This is a genomic window from Neobittarella massiliensis (ex Bilen et al. 2018) (assembly GCF_900289145.1).
GTDB lineage: Bacteria > Bacillota > Clostridia > Oscillospirales > Ruminococcaceae > Neobittarella > Neobittarella massiliensis.
On sequence record NZ_OKQO01000004.1, the window covers coordinates 147,569 to 165,749 of the forward strand.

Consider the following 18,181-nt stretch of genomic DNA (forward strand, 5'->3'; position numbering starts at 1 on the left):
TTTAAAAAGGCAAGTGGGGTGAGCGATTTTTTCTCGTTATCGCTCTAGCACAGCCGGTCTTTAGCCCCACCGCGGCGCAACTGCGCCACAGCGGGGCGACCCAAACGCCGCCAGGAGCAGTGCGCAGTCAACTGTACGGCCATTTCGGTCCGGCACAAAAGCCCTGCAGCTGTGTCAATCGGGAGCGGCCCCGCCTGTCGGCTAAAACTGGTGGGGGTCCAGCCGGTCAAAGGCCTCTTTGAGGGCCGGCACGCCCACGGTCAGCGCCAGCCGTACGTAGCCCTCACCACAGGCGCCAAACGCCTCGCCGGATATCGCGTTGATGTGGTAGTGCTCCAGCAGTCTCCGGCAAAAAGCCGCCGAGGTCAGCCCGGTCTTTTGGATGTTGACAAACAGGTAGATGCTCCCCCGCACCGGCAGTACCGAAAGGTAGTCGATCTGGCAGATGCGCTGGTAGGCGTAGTCCAACCGGGTCTTAAACTCGTCGATGATGGCCGGCTGTACCTGATGGCGCAGCTTCAGCGCGTGCAGCGCCGCCCGCTGTGAAGGCGCCGGCGCAGTGTACACCACATTTTCGTTGATATCCCGCATCACCGCCACGATCTCGGGCGGCGCCAAGTTGTAGCCGATGCGCCAGCCGGTCATACAGTAGTCCTTCGAAAAGCTGCACACGGTAATGGTGCGCTCGGCCAGCCCGGGCAGGGTGGTCACCGGGATAAACGGATTTTCAAAGCTGAAGATGGTGTAGATATCGTCGGCGATGAGCAGAAGGTCGTACTGCTCGGCGATCTTTCCGACTTTTTGTAAGGTCTCCAGCGACAGGCAACTGCCGGTGGGGTTGTTGGGGGTATTTAAAATAATGGCCTTGGTGCGGGGGGTAATGAGCCCCTCCAGCCGCCCGATGTCGATCTGAAAGTTCTCGCTCTCATAGGTGGGCAAAAACACCGGTACGCCGCGGGCCAGCTCCACCTGGTAGGGGTACGGGGTAAAGTACGGGTCGGGGATGATGACCTCGTCGCCGTCGTCCAAAATGGCCTCCAGCGCCAGCCACATTCCGTGGCAGGCACTGGCCGTCACGATACACCCGTCCCCGGGGATCTCGTACCGGTACATCTCGCGGTAATACGCACCAATGGCCTGCAACAGTTCGGCGTCGCCCAGGGTGCCGGTGTAGTGGGTGTGCCCCAGCTCGGCGTCGGCCATGGCCGCCTCGATGATGCGGCTGTCGGTGGTCAGGTCGGGGTCGCCGATGGCCAGGTTGATCAGGTCGGGGTACAGCCCGGCCAGCTTACCGCTGGCAGCCATGGCTGTATCGGTGTTTTTCCAGTACCGCTTGGCAATGTACTTGTTTTTCATGTCACTGCGCCCCCTATACCTTGGCCGGCGCCGCCAGCGCCTCTACCTGCTCAATGCCGGCCAATACCATCTCGCCGGTAATGGGCCAAGGCAAATACTCCATGTCCGCCCCGGCCAGCGTCTCGGCCAGTATGGGGGCCAGCTCCTCCCGGTCGCAGCGCACGCCGATGTCGGCCAGGCAGGTGGGCAGCCCCATGTCTGCAAACAGCTGGTACAGTTCTGCCAGCTCCTGCTGCCGTTTTTCTACCGCCAGCTGTACCAGCACCCCATACCCCACCACGTCGCCGTGCAGGTAGTGCTCCTCAAAGTGGGGCAGGATGGTAAATCCGTAAAACAGGCTGTGGGCCAGCGCCCCATTATACTTGTCCTGTATCAGCACCGATACCATGCCGGTGGTGACGATGATGGCCAGCACCACCTGCTCCAGGGCAAAGGTGGCTATGTCTTGCCGGCAGTCGGCAAGCGCCTGCAGGCCGTAGCGGCGAATGGGCCCCACACACAGCCCGCTCACCTGTACAGCCAACGCGTCAGAGTGGGCCAGCTCGTCATTTTGGGCCGATAGCGCGCACTCGTAATGTTTGGCCACCGTATCGCCGATACCGGCGCGCAGGTACTTGACCGGCGCCTCGGCGATGATCTGGGTGTCGATGAACACATGGGCGGCCGGCCCGTCGAGAAAGTAAAACGAGTCGAAGACGCTGTCGGCCGTGTACACGATCGACTGGGCCGAGGTGGCCGCGCAGGTGGCGGCGATGGTGGGCAGGCAAAATACCGGCACGCCCGCCCGCTGGGCGGCGCCTTTGGCGGTGTCCAGCGCCTTGCCGCCGCCCACGCCCAGGATCATGTCGGCGCCGCACTGCCCGGCCGCTGCGGCAACCAGGTCGATATTCTCGTAGGTGCACTCACCGCCATACCACAGCGGGTCAGCCAGCTCCACGCCGGTGCCGGCCAGCGCCGCCTGTATCTTGGGCAGCGCCTTTTCCAGTGCCGTCTTGCCGCCCACGGCCAGCGCCTTTTTGCCGCAGGTCAGGCAGTGTGCCGCCAACTTGTCGTAGGCGTCAGCGCCGATGGTGTAGCTGGCCAGCGAGACAGAATAGTCAGACATAAAGAGCCTCCTTTAAGTGAAAAAGAGAGCGCGGATACACGCCGCCGGGACCGGCCTGCGTGGCCCGCGCCTTCTGAGTAGTCGATAGGGTCAAAAGAAGTAAGATCGCTTTTAATAGGTCTTTTTAAAGTCCACCGCCCGCACCGGCTTGCCGCTTTGCAAAAAGCTGGCGATGTTGGCCGCAGCGATCTCGGCGATCGCCTTTTTGGTCACCTGGTCGTTCGAGCGGCCGGTCACGTGCGGGGTGATCAGGCAGCCCGGCTGCCGCCACAGCGGGTGGTCGGCCGGCAGCGGTTCCGGGTCGGTCACATCCAGCGCCGCCCCGCCCAGGCGGCCGCTCTGCAGCGCCTGCAGCAGCGCCTCGGTGTCCACCGCGGTGCCGCGCCCCACATTGATGAGCAGCGCGCCGGGCTTGCACCGGGCCAACTGGTCGGCCCCCATCAGGCCGCGGGTGGCCGGGGTGTCTGGCAGGCTCATGGCAATAACGTCCGCCCGCGGCAGCAGCGCGTCCAGCTCGCCGGTGGTGTGCAGCTCGTCAAAGCCGGGCAGCTCCGTCGCCGGCGTATTTTTTACCCCGATGGTATAGCCGCCCAGCGCCTGTACCTTTTGGGCGTAGTGGCCGCCGATATCACCGGTGCCCAGGCAGAGCACCGTGGCTCCCGCAGCCCCGGCTCCGGCCGGCAGCATCTCCCACGCCGGGTGCGCCATATTGTCGCGGTACAGGTGCAGGTTTTTCTGCAGGCACAGCTGCATGGCCAGCATAAATTCGGCGATCACGTCGCCGTACGCGCCGGAGGCATTGCACAGCACCACGTTGTCGCCGGGATACACTGCCCTGTCGGTGTAGCCGTCGGTGCCGGCGCTGATGAGCTGCAGCAGTTTCAAGTTGGTCGCCTGGGGCAGCAGTGCATGGGCCGGGTTGCCCACGATGATGTGGTACTGGCCGATCTCCTGCGCGGTGAGCGGTCGATCAAAAAAGGTGACCTCGCAGCCGGCAGCGGCTTCGCGGATCTTCTGCTGCAGCGGCGGGGAAAAAGGGGAGATGACGGCGACTTTCATGGGCTTTCCTCCTAGCGGTAACGGTGTGGCTATATTTTATGTTGTTACTGTAGCACAGCCGGGCAAAAATGGCAACGATTTTTTAAAAAATATCCATATAAATGTATAAATATTCTCATATACAACGAATTGTCCTCTGATATTCCCCAATATCATGTATATCCTACACATGTTGGACTTCCAAAGCCCACATGTATCGCCGCCGTGCTCACCGCCGCATCTCGGTTGCGGCTCGGTTGCGACAGCGCCAAAAATGGGGTATGATAATGGCATAAACAGGCAACACTGCCTGTATAGTAGAAGTAGTGGACAAGGTGTGGCTGCCGCCCGGGGGCGGTGGACTGCTGTGTGCCGGCGCCGCACCTGTGAACAAATAGGAGAAACGATCATGGAGAGACAGCCACAAGAAGTAGATATCCTCATCATCGGCGCCGGCACGGCCGGCCTCACTGCGGCGATGTACGGCGCCCGCGGCGGCAACTCGGTCATCGTGCTCGAGAGCAACGTGCACGGCGGGCAGATCATCAACACCTGGGAGGTGGAAAACTACCCCTCCATCGCCAAGATCTCCGGGGTAGAGCTGGCCACCAATATGTACGAGCAGGCTGTGTCCCACGGGGCCGAGGTGCGCTACGAGCAGATCGAGGGGCACGATTTTTCCGGTCCCATCAAAACGGTGTATACGGCCCAGACCGAGTACCGCGCCAAGGCGGTCATTTTGGCAAACGGCGTCATCAGCCGCAAGCTCGATATCCCCGGCGAGCAAAAATACACCGGCCACGGGGTGTCCTACTGCGCCACCTGCGACGGCAACTTCTATAAAAATAAGGTGACGGCAGTCATCGGCGGCGGCAATACCGCGCTGGAGGACGCGCTGTTTTTGTCCAACCAGTGCCAAAAGGTCTATATCCTGCACCGCCGCGATACCTTCCGCGGCGAGCAGCACAACGTAAATGCGGTCAAAAAGCGCGCCAATATCGAGATCCTCTACAACACCATCCCCCTCGAGATCCAGGGGCAAGATAAGGTGAGCGCGCTGCGGTGTCAGAACGTGGTCACCCAAGAGCAGCAGACACTGGCCGTTGACGGCGTGTTCGTGGCGGTGGGCCGCATTCCCCAAAACACCCCTTTTGCCAATAGCATACAGCTCGATGAGAGCGGTTTCGTGCTGGCCGGAGAGGATACCAAGACCAGCGTCCCCGGTGTATTCGCCGCCGGCGACACCCGCCAAAAACAGGTGCGGCAGCTGGTGACTGCCGCCGCCGATGGCGCTGTGGCCGCCGTTATGGCCGGCAGCTATATCGCTGCCGAGCTGGCGTAGGGGGGCGCACATGGGCAAAAAGATCACCCCCAAAAAGCAGGCCCGGGGCCAGCGCCGGGGCGGCGGTCAGGGGCTGGCCCTGCTCATCGCCCTGGTCATGGTGGGGGCCACCTTCATGCTGATGCGCGGTCTCTCCGGCGGCGACGGCAAAAAGTCGGCCAGCAGCGCTGCACCGTCAGTGGTCACCGCCGAAGAGAACTCGGTCAAAAACACCGGCGAGTACCGGGCGGTGTGGTTTTCCTATCTCGACTTGCAAGATCGCCTGCAGGGCAAAACCGAGATGGAATTTACAAATAGTATAAATTCTGCTTTCGATAACTGTGTGAATATGGGGCTCAACACCGTGATCGTACAGGTGCGCCCCTTCAGCGACGCGCTGTACCGGTCCCAGCTGTTTCCCTCCTCCCAGTATATCACCGGTAAACAGGGCGACCACATGGCTTTCGACCCGCTGGCAGTCATGGTGCAGTCGGCCCACGATAGAGGCCTCACCATCGAGGCCTGGGTCAATCCCTACCGCATATCCAGCACCGAGGGAACGGCCCCCTGCGCCGAAAATCCGGGCTACAAGTGGTTTGCCGACGAACAGACTAAAAACGACTGGGTGGTCCAGGTGGGCGAAGGCCTCTACTATAACCCCGCGATCCCCGAGGTACAGCAGCTCATCGTCGACGGCGTGGCCGAGATCGTGAAAAATTATCAGGTCGACGGCATCCATTTCGACGATTACTTTTACCCCTCCGGCATCGACGACAGCTTTGATGCCGCCGCCTACAGCCGCTACACCGCCGCTGGCGGCACGCTCGAGCGGGGCGATTTTCGCCGCCAAAACGTCGATACACTGGTCAAGCAGGTATATCAGACCGTACACAGCCTGCGCTCCGACTGTACTTTTGGTATCAGCCCACAGGGAAATGTGGACAACTGCTACGACAGCATGTACAGCGATGTCAAGACCTGGTGTGCGCAAAAGGGGTATATCGACTACATAGCGCCCCAGATCTACTGGGGGTACGAGCACCCGCTGCCCAGCGCCCGCTTCGACGTCAAGATCAGCGAGTGGAACGCCTATATGAAAGAGCCCTCGGTCAAGCTGTACATCGGCCTGGCCGCCTACCGGGTGGGCGACAGCGAGAGCGGCTTCACCCAAAACGGCGACGATCTTGCCCGCATGGTCAAAGACAGCCGCACCAAGACCAGCTATAGCGGGTTCATCCTCTTCCGCTACGACAACCTGGCCCAGAGCGGCGAAGTGGTGGGCAAAGAGATGCTCAACCTGCAAGAGCTGCTACAGGATAAATAGGCGGCACCGTACTGCTTGCATGCAAAAAAAGGCCCCGACAGCCGCGCTTTGAGCGGTGGTCGGGGCCTCCTATTTGGCAGAGCTATTTGCCGCGTCGGCGGTAGGCGATGGTAGAGACGAGCAGCAGCACCAGCACCGCGGCCAGCGCCGCGCCCAAAATGGGCAGCAGGGGGATGCTCTTAAAAAATTCCAGAATGCCTCCCCCGTGGCCAGGTAGGGCCATCAGAGCCGAGAACATGACCGGCACGTCCTTTCTGTGAGAAGGTGTAGAGAGCAGCGATCTTTCTCTCTGTCTCTATCATACCCACTCCCACAGCGCCCGGCAATAGAGTTCACCACACTGTAGCTTTCTCGAAAGCAAAACGTAAGATTTGGCGCCGTTTGCCTCTCCCCCACCTGGCCTGTCCGCCCGCCGCCGGGCGGAGACGACACCGGTAAAAAAAGCGGGCCCCCAGGTATTTGGGGGCCCGCCGCCATTTAGTCCTCCAGGTCAAGGGGGATATAGTGTTTAAAAAAATCGCGGTAGCGGTCGTTTTCCCGCTCGGTGAGGAAGGCCAGCACCACTGCCGCCAGCGTCACCAGTACCAGTAGCTTACTCAATAGTTTCACAGCGATCACGTCCTTTTCACCCCGGGCGCAAAGCCCAAAATACGGGGTCTGGCCCCACCCTCAGTATAGCACGGCCCGGGCCTGTTTTAAAGGGAAATAAAAGGAATATCGGCAAAGCCGTCACAGCGGTAAGGGGTGCGGTTTTGCAGGTCGGTGATGGGGCTGACCGAGCCGAAGTGCTCCATGGCCGGGTTGTGGCACAGAATATAGATATTTCCGCGCATCACACTGGCCGGCGTCAGTGTGTGGGTGCCGTACAGCCGGTCCAGCAGCCGGTCCGACAGCAAAAAAGTCAGCCCCCAGTAGTAGCCGATCTCGTTGCTGCCCCCCTGGGTCAGGGGGGTAAAATCGGCGGTGATCTCGCCGGTCAGGTCGTCTATCTGCTCCTGATCTGCGCACAGTTTGCCGGTAAAGCCGCCAAAAATGTCGCCGGTCACGTTGATATAGCGCGCGCTTACCTCGGGGAAGGGACACAGCGAGATCGAGGCACAGCAGTTTTGCAGCTGGTCGGCAGTGTTTTGGGCAATAGGCAGTGTAGCGGCGTTCTCATACACGGCAAAGTTCACCAGTATGCCGGTCCCCTCCACCGCCGCGATGCGGGCGTGTAAAAAGGGTTTAAACGAGCCGCTCTCAAAGGGAAACGAGGTCGGCACAATGGCCGGCAGCATGTCAAAATCGGGGAAGTTGCGCATGTGTACAGCGGTAAAAGGCATAACAGATAGCTCCTCTCGCCCGGTCACCAGCCGGCGGCCGTCAGCCCACCAGCAGCTTGCCCTCGGGCATCACGCGGTTCTTGGCCTGTTTTTTGGGCATCGCCAGCGATATTGCCAGCGATGCGGGCCCCACTCGGCCTATAAACATGGTCAGGCTGGTCACGATGTGGGTCAGCGCGGTGCCCTGTTCGGTCACGCCCACCGATAGCCCAACGGTGCCAAAGGCGCTGCAGGCCTCAAAAATGGCATTGATGGGGGTCTTGGCCGGGCCGGGCCGCATCGACAGATACATCACGATCGATACGCCCAGCACGATCATAATGGCCATACAGGTGATCGAGATGGCCTTGTATACGGTCTTGGGGTCTATGCGGTGGCGCAGCATCACCGTCTCGCCCCGCCCACGCGACATGCTCACCACCGTCATCACCAGCACGGCAAAGGTGGTCACCTTAATGCCGCCGCCGGTCGAGCCGGGCGCCGCGCCGATAAACTGCCAGATCGAGGCAAACAGCTTGGTAAAGCCGCTCATGTCCGCCAAATTGATCGAGTTAAAGCCCGCCGTACGGGTCGAGACCGACTGGAAGTACCCGGCCCCCAGCTTTTCCAGGGTAGACAGCCCGCCCATGGTCTGGGGATTATTCCACTCAAAGGCGCAAAAGAAGATGGTCCCCCCCACGATGAGCCCGCCGGTCAGCATCAGCACGATCTTGGTGTGCAGCTGCAGCTTTTTGGTCTTGCGCCAGTCCCACAGGTCCCGCCACACCACAAAGCCCAGCCCGCCAATGATGATCAGCAGCGAGATGGTCCCGATAACGATGGGGTCGTCGGTGTAGTGGATCAAACTGGAGTAGGCTCCCTCGTGGCCCAAAATGTCAAATCCGGCGTTGCAAAAAGCCGATACCGCCAAAAAGATGGAGGTGTATATCCCCTGCGCCAAGCCAAACCGGGGCACGAATGAAAAGCACATGATGATCGCGCCGATGCCCTCGATGCACAGCGACACCACCACCACCATCCGCAGCAGCTGCGACAGGTTCACCATCGACTGGGCGTTGATGGATTCCTGGGCCAGCGACATGCTCTTAAAGCCCAGCTTGCGCCCCATGGCCACCGTAAAAAAGGTCACCAGCGTAATGAGCCCCAACCCGCCGATTTGGATGAGGGTCAAGATCACCAGCTGCCCAAAAAGTGAAAAGTGCAAATAGGTGTCAAACACGATCAGCCCGGTCACACAGGTGGCCGAAGTGGCGGTGAACATCGAGTCCAGCAGCGGCGTAAAACTGCCGTCGCGGGAGGAGATGGGCAGGCTCAACAGCAGAGTACCCGTCAATATGACCAGCGCAAAGCTGATGACGATAAGCTGAGTCGGTGACATGGCCGCCTTTTTATCTCTGGGCTTGGCCGGTGTACCGGGGCGTAAAGTAGACATATAAAAAAGCCTCTTTTACAAAAAATTTGCAGGCATAAACCTGCAGCCGTATCCAACGCACCACAAGTATAGCAAAGGCCCCTTTGTTTTTCAATATGGCCTATGCCAGTTATTTTGGACCGTATCTTGCTTTTTTAGTGCGTTTTTAGTATACTAAGTGCTGGCTTTTATAAGGGCCGAAGAATTGCGCCTGTAGCTCAGTCGGATAGAGCGACCGCCTCCTAAGGTTGTGCTCTACCAGCTGCCTTACGGGGAAAAGTGATCGTTGCCAGTCTCAATTTAATATAAGTCTCTGTAGCTCAGCAGGATAGAGCGTTCGCCTCCTAAGGTTGTGCTCTACCAGCTGCCTTACGGGGAAAAGTGATCGTTGCCAGTCTCAATTTAATATAAGTCTCTGTAGCTCAGCAGGATAGAGCGTTCGCCTCCTAAGCGAAAGGCCGTGGGTTCGAATCCCGCCAGGGACGCCAGCAAACACGCCGAAAACCTTTGATTTATCAGGGTTTTCGGCTTTTCTTATTTTTGCGGCTTTGGTGGCTTTTTTGCAAAAAACCTTGGTTTGCTAACATTTGCTAACGAGATTTGGCCTTTTGCTAAGAAAGGCGGTAAGTCAGAGGTTCGATTTTTACCAAAGGAACTTGCAAACATTTGTTAGCAGAAATTAGAGGAAGTTGCAAACAAAATCGCGAATTTGCTAACATCGCTCAAAAATGCCTTCAGAACCTTGCTAACAAAAAAAGTGTTTGGTCACTGTGCAAAGTGGTTCAAACGAAGAAAACCTCTCACAAAGCGAGAGGCGTTCTTCTGAGGTGGGGACTTTATAAAGCCTTTGCCAGCTGCTTGAGCAGTGCGGCAGTTTCGGGATTTTTAAGCAGCTCCAGTATCTTCACTGCATCACTTTCATCACTTTCAGTGACGGCAGTATCCGCAGTTTCTGGCTCTGTATCTTCAACGGGATCAGGAGTCTTAGAGGAATAAAAAGCTTTCTCCAATCGCTGAGCGTTTATGCACCGATCCTCGTCGATGATGTGAGAATAGACATCCGCAACCATTTTAACCTGAGCATGACCGGAGTCACCCTGGACTGATTTCATATCGCCGCCATTGAGTTTCAGCTTGTAGGTGATGCTGGAGTGGCGGAGAGAATGGAACACAACATGAGGCAGTCCGTTTTCTTTGATAAGTTTATTGAAAGCACGGTTAATCACCTGACTTTCCATCGGACGGCCATTGCTGGAGCAAAAGACCAGGTTATTGTCGATGTATTCATCTCCAAACAGATCCATCAGCTCATCAATTTCTTTTTTTCTCTCTACCAGCATATAGGCAACTGTTTTCGGCAGGTACACGCGGCGAATACTGGTTTTGGTTTTAGGCTCTTTCAGGACCAGAGCAGTATGGGTACTGGCTATGCAAGGTGGAAACTTCTTAATAACACCTTTGTCGCTCAAATCGTCCAATGCACCTCGTGTAACCCGTTGCAGCTCTTTGTTGACGAATATATAAGCTGAACCATTTTCTATGCTCTGTGGTGCAATATCAATGCAGTCCCAGGTAAGGCCCAGCATTTCACCAATGCGTAAAGAGCAGGAGAACGCCAGATTTAAGGCAAGGGAGAGGATAGGATCATCACAGACTTCCATAGCCTTGCTCAGCGTTTCGGCAGTCCATATATCCCGTTCTTTATGTTCTTCTTTGGGAAGTGTCGCATTCAGGACAGGGTTACGGCTGATTAGTTCCCAACGCACCGCCTGATTAAAGGCACTGCGAAGTAGCTTGTGAATTTCTCTTACTGTATGCGGGGTCAGATATTCGCTTGTGGGTTTGCGGTTGTTGACGCTTACCGTTTTCACAGAGAGCAGATCGCGGTAATACTTATCCATCATCCTTGGAGTGATGTCGGATAGTAACATATCTCCGATAATAGGAGTTATGTAGTTTCTCGCCAGACCACGGCGGCTTTCATATGTTGACATTGCCCAGGTATTTACACCATAGATGGACATATATTCATCGAGCAGATCGTTCAGGGTCTTTGCCGTAGGAATAAAGAAGGTTCCAGAGTCCTGCTCATACTCAATTTGCTTTTTTCGTTTTTTTGCTTCTGCATTTGTGCTGAAGGTTTCCCAACGCTGTCTGCGTTTTCCGTTTTCATCTGTGTAATCATACACCACAGAATATTTGCTTTTACGCTTCACGATAGATGCCATTTTCATTGCTCCTTTCTGAGATTTTCACATAATGAGTTTGCTTTTGATACCAGGCTTCAAAACTGCTGGTAATGATACGAATTCTTCGATCAATCAAGGTCGTCTCAAAATAGCCCCTTTTAACAAGGTCATAAGCTGTGCCAGATTTCAGCCCCAAAAGATCCGCCATTTCCGGAACTGACATCGTAGTATGCCTCCATTTCTCTCCGGGCGGTGTACCATCCACTTTTTTATAGTGGAACTGGCAGGCATACCAATCTTCAAAGCTATCCAGCATAACTCTCATTCGTCCGGCCACTTGAATTGTTTTGAAATAGTTCTTTTTAACCAACCAGTAGGATTCTACTTTACCAAGCCCAAGCATTTTGCCCATCTCTGGTACAGACATACTGGTCTTTACTCTTTGTTTCTGCATGGCTTTTGCCTCCTCTATAAAGTTTTTCTTGCTATGGCCTCATTGTAAGAGAAAGCAGAAAAAAAGTTAAGGATGTCGATTTGGAGATCGGCATCCTTGACAAATCATTCATCTGTGTGATCCAGCCAGTCATCAAAGCTCTTTTTGGAAATGCGGATATGACCGCCGACTCTGACGCTGTGGAATACACCTTGTTTTACCAGATTATATGCTGTGGGACGACTGATACCTAGAATGTCCTGAATCTCATCGACCGTATAGGTTCTTTTGTCATAGCTGACAGGATTTTGTTCATTAAAGCGGTTCAATTCCGCAATTCTTGCTTCAAACATAAAAACGCCTCCTTTATCCGGTAAGTGGCCTTACGGAGCCTCCATTTCCTCCGGAATATGAATATCTAAACTAACTTGCAGAGCATCATCAATCGCTCTCATTTCTTCGCGAGATACGCGCCCAATGTACGATAAAACACGCCTTTTATCAATCGTTTTAATTTGCTCCAGCAGAACAACAGATTTCAGTCCAAGCTCTGGAACGCTCTCCAGTGCATAGTGTGTGGGCAGCTCCTTTTTCTTAATCCATTTACTGGTGAGCGGAGCTACGATCAAAGTGGGGCAGAAAAAATTCCCCACATTGTTTTGAAGAACCAGGACAGGACGGGTGCCGCCTTGCTCTGATCCAAAATAAGGATTCAAATTGGCATAATATAAATCCCCACGCTTATAAATCCAATCTTCTTTCATGTTCATCCTCCTATGTTTTGAGATTTGATTATGTAAGAAGGAGGCTCTGCAAATTACAGAGTCTCCTTCAATTTAGCGCCTGTTTTATCCCTTACTTGTCCACGACACCCCAGGGACTTGGGTAATCATTAAGCCGCAGGTGGCTGGCCTGCTTCTCAGGAGTTTCACCTCCACTTCGTTTGGTCTTACCCATGGCCTGCGACGGTTATTATCACGCTCGGACTATGGCTGTAAGAGAGCTTTCCTCCTTGTTATGCCATGACCGGATGCCATCCGATGTATTCCAGCCTGATATATTTCTGATAAACCGAAAACTCATCTATACAGCAAAAATGGGTTGGCCTGTTATGCGAGTGGCAGCTCTCAGAAAATATACCGCTGATGTAGCGGCTATTACGCCCAAAGAGGATCAAACTTAATGATTCGTATATGAGGTTGTCAAGGTGCAAGTGAAAGGATTTCCCTCTCACTTGCTACTGCCACTTTTTTAGAAAATCGCAACCAACTTTTTTATTTTTTCTTCAATTTTTTTCAATCGCTTATCTGCGGCTTGCCGAGTAATACCATATCGTTGGGCTAAACAAGTTGCATTTGGTATTTTCATTTCATAATAGGACAATATAAAATCTCGTTCTGCTGGACTCAGTTTCAATAGAGCTTGGTGTAAATCCTCAAGAAGTAAATTCTGAATAGCTTGTTCCGCAGTATCAACAGATTCATCCACAAACAAATCTGTATCCTGATAACCTTCCTCTGTGCCGTCACGATCTCCCACATGAGAAGCCGGGAATATAGAGCGACTTTTCTCATGTTCCTGGAGATAGCGGCTGTGGCGGTCCTCCTGTTGGTATTTTTCAAAATCTTTGCGAGAACATTCCATGATAATGCGGTCATCTTCATCACGGAACATTTTGACTGTTTCAACAAAAAAGCGCCCAGTAAAGCAACCATTGCGGCGTGCCTTACTGAACGCTGAAAAACTGATTTCCTCCCATTCCTGTGGGCTGTTATTTTTCCAAATGAATACTCTCGTCATATCCTTTCCTCCGTTCAAATTCTTGGTAGTCAGCGAATTTGAACGGTGTCATGGATATTTTGCTATGTACGCCTCCCAGCGCATACCGGCCTCCTAATACCGGGCAAAGAAAAAGGCCGGAAGTGTTTTCACCTCCAGCCATGTTCCTGCCGCCATATTGCAGCAGGAATGAAAAAAGCCCGGTTAATGCCGGGCCTTATGTAGAAAAGTATTCAATTTAGCGCATTCCTGCCACTATAACAAGTATAGCAGGTCGGAAGTCGGAAGGGAGTAGGGATTAGGTCGGGGATTTGTCGGGATTTAGTCGGGATTTAGTCGGGATTTAGTCGGGGCAGCTCCTCCAGGACTTCTGGAATAGAATATCCAAACAAGCAAACAGAAAATAAATAGATGGCTTCTCGTTTTCGGTCATAAAAGACACTGCGCTCTATATTTAGTTCTTCCAGCAATTCTTTCTCTGTACTGTTGAACCGATAGATAAATTGCTTAGTCAAAATTTCATAGTAAAGTTCTCCTCGATCCGGATACCGTTTCAGACGAAGGAGTGCACGGTCAATAATATTGACCAACATTTGATTTTGAACAAGGCAGCAAACTTTTTCTTCAAAGGCTTGCAGTTCAATATCTGGTGCAAAATTTTCAAGATAGCAGAGGCCAGACTCTATATCTTGTTCTCCCATAATCCAAGCAGTTTCTTGTAATTCTTCTGCCCGTTCACTCAGAACCCAGACTACATCACGGTAAATCTTTAGAATCAGCTTACTTCTATGAAACGCAGCGTCGCTGTTAAGCCCCAAAGCTGTTAGCCTGCTGTTACATTTTTGGATTGTTGTGCTTTCTTTTCTCATAGAACATCCCTCCTTGTTCGCAATATTGCGAACATATTAGGTACAAAATAGCATAGCAGAGGAGCGTGAGAGAGGGCAGTGCCTCTCTCTATTCCCCCATTTGGTTATATCAGGTTTCTGGATTTTAGACGAATCTGCATTGCTTGCTTGGAAACCTCAAAAATATTTGCCATTTCAGCAATGAGCTGTTCATCTGTCCGGCCTATTCTAAGCCGGTAAAAACATTTTTTGATCTGCGGTAAAGGCATTAGCAGAGCAGAGGCCAGAGTATCCGCCTGACGCTCAATTATGCCATGACTTTCGTCGGAAGAAACATTTCCGTTATAAGCAGCAACATCTCCAGTACCAGAGTACAACTTCTTATGTAGTACCCAATGAGCCAGCTCATGGGCACAGGTAAAACGGAGCCGCCCTAATTTTGATGGATCACAAAGCCGTTCATCAATTAAGATTGTACCAGCTCTTACTGCAATCATTCGATACTGTCTCTGTATCTGGTCATATAAAACAACGGCACCATCATCGAAAATTGTTTCCCCTAATATCTTGGGGTTTTTTCTTAGTGTATGAAACTCCAGGATTAGATCAAACTTTGTCTCGATAATGGTTTCGATTGGCACAGAACATGGTTGCCCGGATAGCAGAGAGGGATCATATTCCATCAGGATTTTTCGCCCTACCGCCTCGATTGCTTCTGTACGGATTTGTGGAATTGACAAAGCTATCCCCCCTATCGTTTACGCTCCTTTAGCATTTTCATAAATGTCTGCCATTCTTCATCGGTAGCGTCTACTTCTTTTGCCACACGCAAGGCTGCCCGAACAATATCTTTTTCCATGATATAGTCTGGCAAATCAGCAGATACTGTATTGCGTGATTTTGCAGCCAGATCCAAAAGCAACTCATATTCTGATTTATCCAAATTCAGAAAGGCGGAGATGCGTTCCACAAAATCTCCATTGGGTGCAGGACGGCGGCTTTGTTCAATATCACACAGATAGCCGTAAGCAATATTCAAATGCTTGGCTGTATCGCGTAAATTGAATTTGTGCGCCTTGCGTTTCTCGGCTATAAATGATCCAAAAGTTATATTGCCCACAGCATTCACCTCTCATTTGTTCGACGAACTGCGAACATCTTGCTTATATTGTATATCGAACATCTGTTCACTTCAAGGATAAAAATTTCATTTGAAAAGAGGTGTTAAAAATCAATAACACCTCTTTTGCGCTATATAAATTCCTGAGCGATTTGCTGCATTTCTATAATGCACTCTTTTGGGGATAGAATTTTTATTTTTCCCTTAAATTTGAATATCCAGCCATAAAAAGTTCCACTGGGGTTCACTTCAATTTTTGCTGTGAAGTGCGCGTCATCATATCTCTCAACAGGGGCATCTTCTCCATAATGATCTATGATTACTCTCATCAATTCGTTTTCACATAGAAGGGTTACTTCCTTCGATGACTCCGATGTAAACATATCAACCATTTTATTTGTATAGGAGGCTACATCAAATCCCTCTATCGGCATAAAGCAAGTTTCAAGATTTTCTACACTTGTTAGCCGATCTACACGGAAGTGAGCAATCTTCTGATGCTTCAGAGAAAATCCAATCAAATAGTAATGGTTATTTTTCCATTCAAGCGCATAGGGATTTACGACATAATAATATCCATCGTGCTTTAAGATTTTCTTTTTTTCCTGAGTATATTCATAGTATTGGAACCGAATTTGCTGATGGTTTCCAATCGCTGTTTGGATATTATCAATGATATAGTAAACCTTTTCATTATGCGGTTTGACACGGCTGGATAAAGCAGCAAATTTTTGAAGCTGTTCTGCCTGATGTGTGCTGGTCAGACGGCATAATTTCTGTACCAGTTCCTCGGATTTCTTGGCAGAAATGATCTTCGAGGATGCTACTGCGTCTGTCAGCATTTTCAGTTCAGGATACTCAAACGGTCGGCTTCCCATAAAATATTGGTTTTGGGTACTCTTGACCACCACAATATCAATCCCTGCATCGATCAGCGCATTGGTATCTGCGTAAACAGTCTGCCGCACTGCCTGAATTCCTTTTCCATTCAGATGGGCAATGATGTCAGATACTGTGGCGGGATGGTTTTCATCGGTCCTCTCATAGAGAAACCGGAGTAATTCCAGTATCCGCATATTTGTTGAATTCTGCATACTTCACCTCCTCGATTCTTAAAATGGCCTATTTTGTATGGTGTCCAGCCCCAAAGACCAGAAGCAGGGCGACAGCACAGAGAAGCAGGCCGATCCAATTTCGATCTATAATCAGCTTGATCACCGCCACAAGCAGAAGTCCGCCTGCCAGGAGCACAACGCCATTCATTCAGCGTCCTCCCGAAGCATAGTTTCCCATGTTGATGTCCAGCACCCCTCTGGGCGGCTGGATCAGGGAGTCCTCATACTGGCACTTCCACTGGACCTCCCGGCACATCTGGCTATCCGCCACGCCGTCTATGGTTTCCCCATCCTGAATGGGGTTATCATGCTCCAGAATATAGGACGCCACATTGTAGGCATGGTTTACCACCCAATTTGGGTTCATGTCGTGGAAGTGGTACTGGAGGTCGGGCAGGAACAGGGTGCTCATGCCCACCGTGTCGATGAGCATATCCTCAGTGCCCTCAATATTAAAGAAGCGAACATTGACGCCAAAGCGGATGAAACGATCCGAGCCTTCAATCTGGTGAGAACGCACAGCCTCCGCCAGAAACAGTTTGCCGCAGCTCTGGAAATAGAATGCCTCACAGGTGGGGTACAGCTCCGCCAGAGCCTCCAGAAAGTCGGCGTCCAGGTTGGCCCGTTCCAGCGCCGGAAGTGCCGCAGCCAGCATATCGGTGGCTACCACCTGATATTTACACTCCCGGAAGATCCGCTCCCGGTCCTCCTGGCAGTCCCACATCTGGCTCATCAGGAAGGCATCAAAGCCTTTGCCCTTGAACTTGTCGCATTTCATCACCATCAGCTGCACCGGGCATTTTCCGTCCTTGAACTCTGCAATATGCTCCTGTGCGGCAAAGCCAGCCATTTTCTTATCATAACAGAAGCACTCTGTTGATCCGATGTGCTTCTCCATTACGGCAGTCATTTTTTCTTTATCCGGCATTTCTACCGGCTCTTTGAACAGCATCTGAATGAGATAGGGGCCACCGGGCTGGGGGCCTTTTTTGTCGTCCAGATTTTGCTGGAAAGCTTTATTGCTCATTTGGTTTCCTCCTTAATAATCAAGCAGGATAGGCACCTGCTGTTCCTCGGCAAACCGCATGGCCCGCCAGAACATGGAGAAGGCGAACTTGGCCAGGGATTGGGTGTCATACTGGGTGTGTTCCGGGATGTCTGCCTTGCTGTACTGTCCATCTGAGTCTACGGTTCCGTCTACCGGGTATCCCTCCGTGTCTGCCCAGCCAAGGATGGTGTCCTCATCGGCCTGCCATGCCAGCTGGTTCAGCTTTTCCAGCTCCTTCCGCAGTCCGCCCAAGGTGGCGATCATCGTCTGATCATCGGTGGGCAGAGGGCCTTGGAATAGAAAGCTGTCGGTGAGGGGAAGCCACCAAGTCGCGCCCCGAAGCAGGGACCACACCCGCTCCTCGTCCGATGCAAGGCGGGCAATCAGGGGATGCTCCCCGAAGTCCCAGTCCTTCTCCACGGTGAGAGGCACCGGTTCCTCGTATGTATGACAGGCAGCCACCAGCAGCATAGCGCCAAAGGCATCCCAATCCGGCTTATCGGTGTAATAGGGCCGCTCGTTGTCCTCCGGCCATGGAGTGTAGTGCGGCTGGTTCGGCTGGGAAATGGCGGCTAAGATCTGATCCCGCCAGTCCTCCACTGCCGCCTGGATCTCAGCCGGGGACAGCTCCTCCTCGTTGTCGGCGGGTTCTCCATCCGGGGGGATCCGGTTAAAGGTGTATCCGTTTTCCTCCGCCCACTGCTGAACAACAGTTTTCCAGTTGTGAGAATAGTACCGGGTCAATGTTCCGGCGTAGATGTCAAGTCCCATA

At 52.8% G+C, this 18,181-nt stretch carries 21 protein-coding genes and 1 tRNA gene; 3 read left to right on the forward strand and 19 right to left on the reverse strand.

Annotated features, from left to right (window positions below; all coding sequences use genetic code 11):
• Positions 1-201 precede the first annotated feature (201 nt).
• The 3 genes from C6Y32_RS06730 to C6Y32_RS06740 form a co-directional block, all read right to left on the reverse strand.
• Positions 202-1,356: an aminotransferase class I/II-fold pyridoxal phosphate-dependent enzyme gene (locus tag C6Y32_RS06730; RefSeq protein WP_105204580.1), complete on the reverse strand. Its 1,155-nt coding sequence runs from the start codon at positions 1,354-1,356 to the stop codon at positions 202-204.
• A gap of 13 nt (positions 1,357-1,369) precedes the next feature.
• Entirely contained in the window at positions 1,370-2,461 is a 1,092-nt protein-coding gene (locus tag C6Y32_RS06735) for an iron-containing alcohol dehydrogenase family protein (RefSeq protein WP_105204581.1), read from the reverse strand.
• 111 nt (positions 2,462-2,572) lie between these two features.
• On the reverse strand, positions 2,573-3,520 hold the full coding sequence (locus C6Y32_RS06740; protein ID WP_105204582.1) for a D-2-hydroxyacid dehydrogenase: 948 nt from the start codon (positions 3,518-3,520) through the stop codon (positions 2,573-2,575).
• Between the two features lie 388 nt (positions 3,521-3,908).
• On the opposite strand from C6Y32_RS06740, the gene trxB reads away from it, so the two are divergent.
• Both trxB and C6Y32_RS06750 read left to right on the forward strand, forming a co-directional pair.
• Positions 3,909-4,841 carry a thioredoxin-disulfide reductase gene (gene trxB, locus C6Y32_RS06745; RefSeq protein ID WP_105204583.1) on the forward strand — a complete coding sequence of 311 codons (933 nt, stop codon included), beginning with the start codon at positions 3,909-3,911 and terminating at the stop codon, positions 4,839-4,841.
• A gap of 10 nt (positions 4,842-4,851) precedes the next feature.
• Positions 4,852-6,144, forward strand: coding sequence for a glycoside hydrolase family 10-like protein (locus C6Y32_RS06750; protein ID WP_164998171.1), 1,293 nt, complete (start codon positions 4,852-4,854; stop codon positions 6,142-6,144).
• Between the two features lie 82 nt (positions 6,145-6,226).
• On the opposite strand, the gene C6Y32_RS15330 is transcribed toward C6Y32_RS06750, so the two are convergent.
• The 4 genes from C6Y32_RS15330 to C6Y32_RS06760 all read right to left on the reverse strand — a co-directional run bounded on the left by C6Y32_RS15330 (position 6,227) and on the right by C6Y32_RS06760 (position 8,898).
• Positions 6,227-6,382: a hypothetical protein gene (locus C6Y32_RS15330; protein WP_164998172.1), complete on the reverse strand. Its 156-nt coding sequence runs from the start codon at positions 6,380-6,382 to the stop codon at positions 6,227-6,229.
• Positions 6,383-6,621: 239 nt separating this feature from the next.
• Entirely contained in the window at positions 6,622-6,753 is a 132-nt protein-coding gene (locus tag C6Y32_RS15745) for a hypothetical protein (protein ID WP_279287518.1), read from the reverse strand.
• A gap of 86 nt (positions 6,754-6,839) precedes the next feature.
• The gene (locus C6Y32_RS06755) at positions 6,840-7,466 is read right to left on the reverse strand and encodes a hypothetical protein (protein WP_105204585.1); all 627 of its coding nucleotides are present in this window, start codon (positions 7,464-7,466) and stop codon (positions 6,840-6,842) included.
• 40 nt (positions 7,467-7,506) lie between these two features.
• A complete protein-coding gene (locus C6Y32_RS06760) occupies positions 7,507-8,898 on the reverse strand; it encodes a TrkH family potassium uptake protein (protein ID WP_243206526.1) in 1,392 nt (463 codons plus the stop codon).
• A gap of 390 nt (positions 8,899-9,288) precedes the next feature.
• On the opposite strand from C6Y32_RS06760, the gene C6Y32_RS06765 reads away from it, so the two are divergent.
• A tRNA-Arg gene (locus tag C6Y32_RS06765) sits at positions 9,289-9,365 on the forward strand.
• Between the two features lie 348 nt (positions 9,366-9,713).
• Here C6Y32_RS06765 and C6Y32_RS06770 read toward each other — a convergent pair.
• The 12 genes from C6Y32_RS06770 to C6Y32_RS06825 all read right to left on the reverse strand — a co-directional run bounded on the left by C6Y32_RS06770 (position 9,714) and on the right by C6Y32_RS06825 (position 18,180).
• On the reverse strand, positions 9,714-11,105 hold the full coding sequence (locus C6Y32_RS06770; protein ID WP_069411180.1) for a tyrosine-type recombinase/integrase: 1,392 nt from the start codon (positions 11,103-11,105) through the stop codon (positions 9,714-9,716).
• On the reverse strand, positions 11,083-11,520 hold the full coding sequence (locus C6Y32_RS06775; RefSeq protein WP_024739393.1) for a helix-turn-helix domain-containing protein: 438 nt from the start codon (positions 11,518-11,520) through the stop codon (positions 11,083-11,085). The genes C6Y32_RS06770 and C6Y32_RS06775 overlap by 23 nt, the downstream gene beginning before the upstream one ends.
• A 104-nt stretch (positions 11,521-11,624) precedes the next feature.
• Entirely contained in the window at positions 11,625-11,852 is a 228-nt protein-coding gene (locus tag C6Y32_RS06780; RefSeq protein WP_002589006.1) for a helix-turn-helix domain-containing protein, read from the reverse strand.
• A gap of 30 nt (positions 11,853-11,882) precedes the next feature.
• Positions 11,883-12,263, reverse strand: coding sequence for a type II toxin-antitoxin system PemK/MazF family toxin (locus tag C6Y32_RS06785; protein ID WP_002569115.1), 381 nt, complete (start codon positions 12,261-12,263; stop codon positions 11,883-11,885).
• A gap of 487 nt (positions 12,264-12,750) precedes the next feature.
• Positions 12,751-13,299 (reverse strand): sigma-70 family RNA polymerase sigma factor, encoded by a 549-nt coding sequence (locus C6Y32_RS06795; RefSeq protein WP_006059623.1) that lies wholly within the window; start codon positions 13,297-13,299, stop codon positions 12,751-12,753.
• A 311-nt stretch (positions 13,300-13,610) separates the two neighbouring features.
• On the reverse strand, positions 13,611-14,147 hold the full coding sequence (locus C6Y32_RS06800) for a hypothetical protein (protein WP_002592913.1): 537 nt from the start codon (positions 14,145-14,147) through the stop codon (positions 13,611-13,613).
• Between the two features lie 104 nt (positions 14,148-14,251).
• Positions 14,252-14,809 (reverse strand): ImmA/IrrE family metallo-endopeptidase, encoded by a 558-nt coding sequence (locus C6Y32_RS06805; RefSeq protein WP_425518609.1) that lies wholly within the window; start codon positions 14,807-14,809, stop codon positions 14,252-14,254.
• Positions 14,810-14,877: 68 nt separating this feature from the next.
• On the reverse strand, positions 14,878-15,246 hold the full coding sequence (locus tag C6Y32_RS06810; protein ID WP_003524836.1) for a helix-turn-helix domain-containing protein: 369 nt from the start codon (positions 15,244-15,246) through the stop codon (positions 14,878-14,880).
• Between the two features lie 131 nt (positions 15,247-15,377).
• A complete protein-coding gene (locus tag C6Y32_RS06815) occupies positions 15,378-16,340 on the reverse strand; it encodes a helix-turn-helix transcriptional regulator (RefSeq protein WP_105204587.1) in 963 nt (320 codons plus the stop codon).
• 28 nt (positions 16,341-16,368) lie between these two features.
• On the reverse strand, positions 16,369-16,509 hold the full coding sequence (locus C6Y32_RS15335; RefSeq protein ID WP_007862354.1) for a hypothetical protein: 141 nt from the start codon (positions 16,507-16,509) through the stop codon (positions 16,369-16,371).
• The gene (locus C6Y32_RS06820; protein ID WP_105204588.1) at positions 16,510-17,388 is read right to left on the reverse strand and encodes a DUF4261 domain-containing protein; all 879 of its coding nucleotides are present in this window, start codon (positions 17,386-17,388) and stop codon (positions 16,510-16,512) included. It lies immediately after the preceding gene.
• A gap of 12 nt (positions 17,389-17,400) precedes the next feature.
• Positions 17,401-18,180 carry a hypothetical protein gene (locus C6Y32_RS06825; RefSeq protein WP_105204589.1) on the reverse strand — a complete coding sequence of 260 codons (780 nt, stop codon included), beginning with the start codon at positions 18,178-18,180 and terminating at the stop codon, positions 17,401-17,403.
• Position 18,181 lies beyond the last annotated feature (1 nt).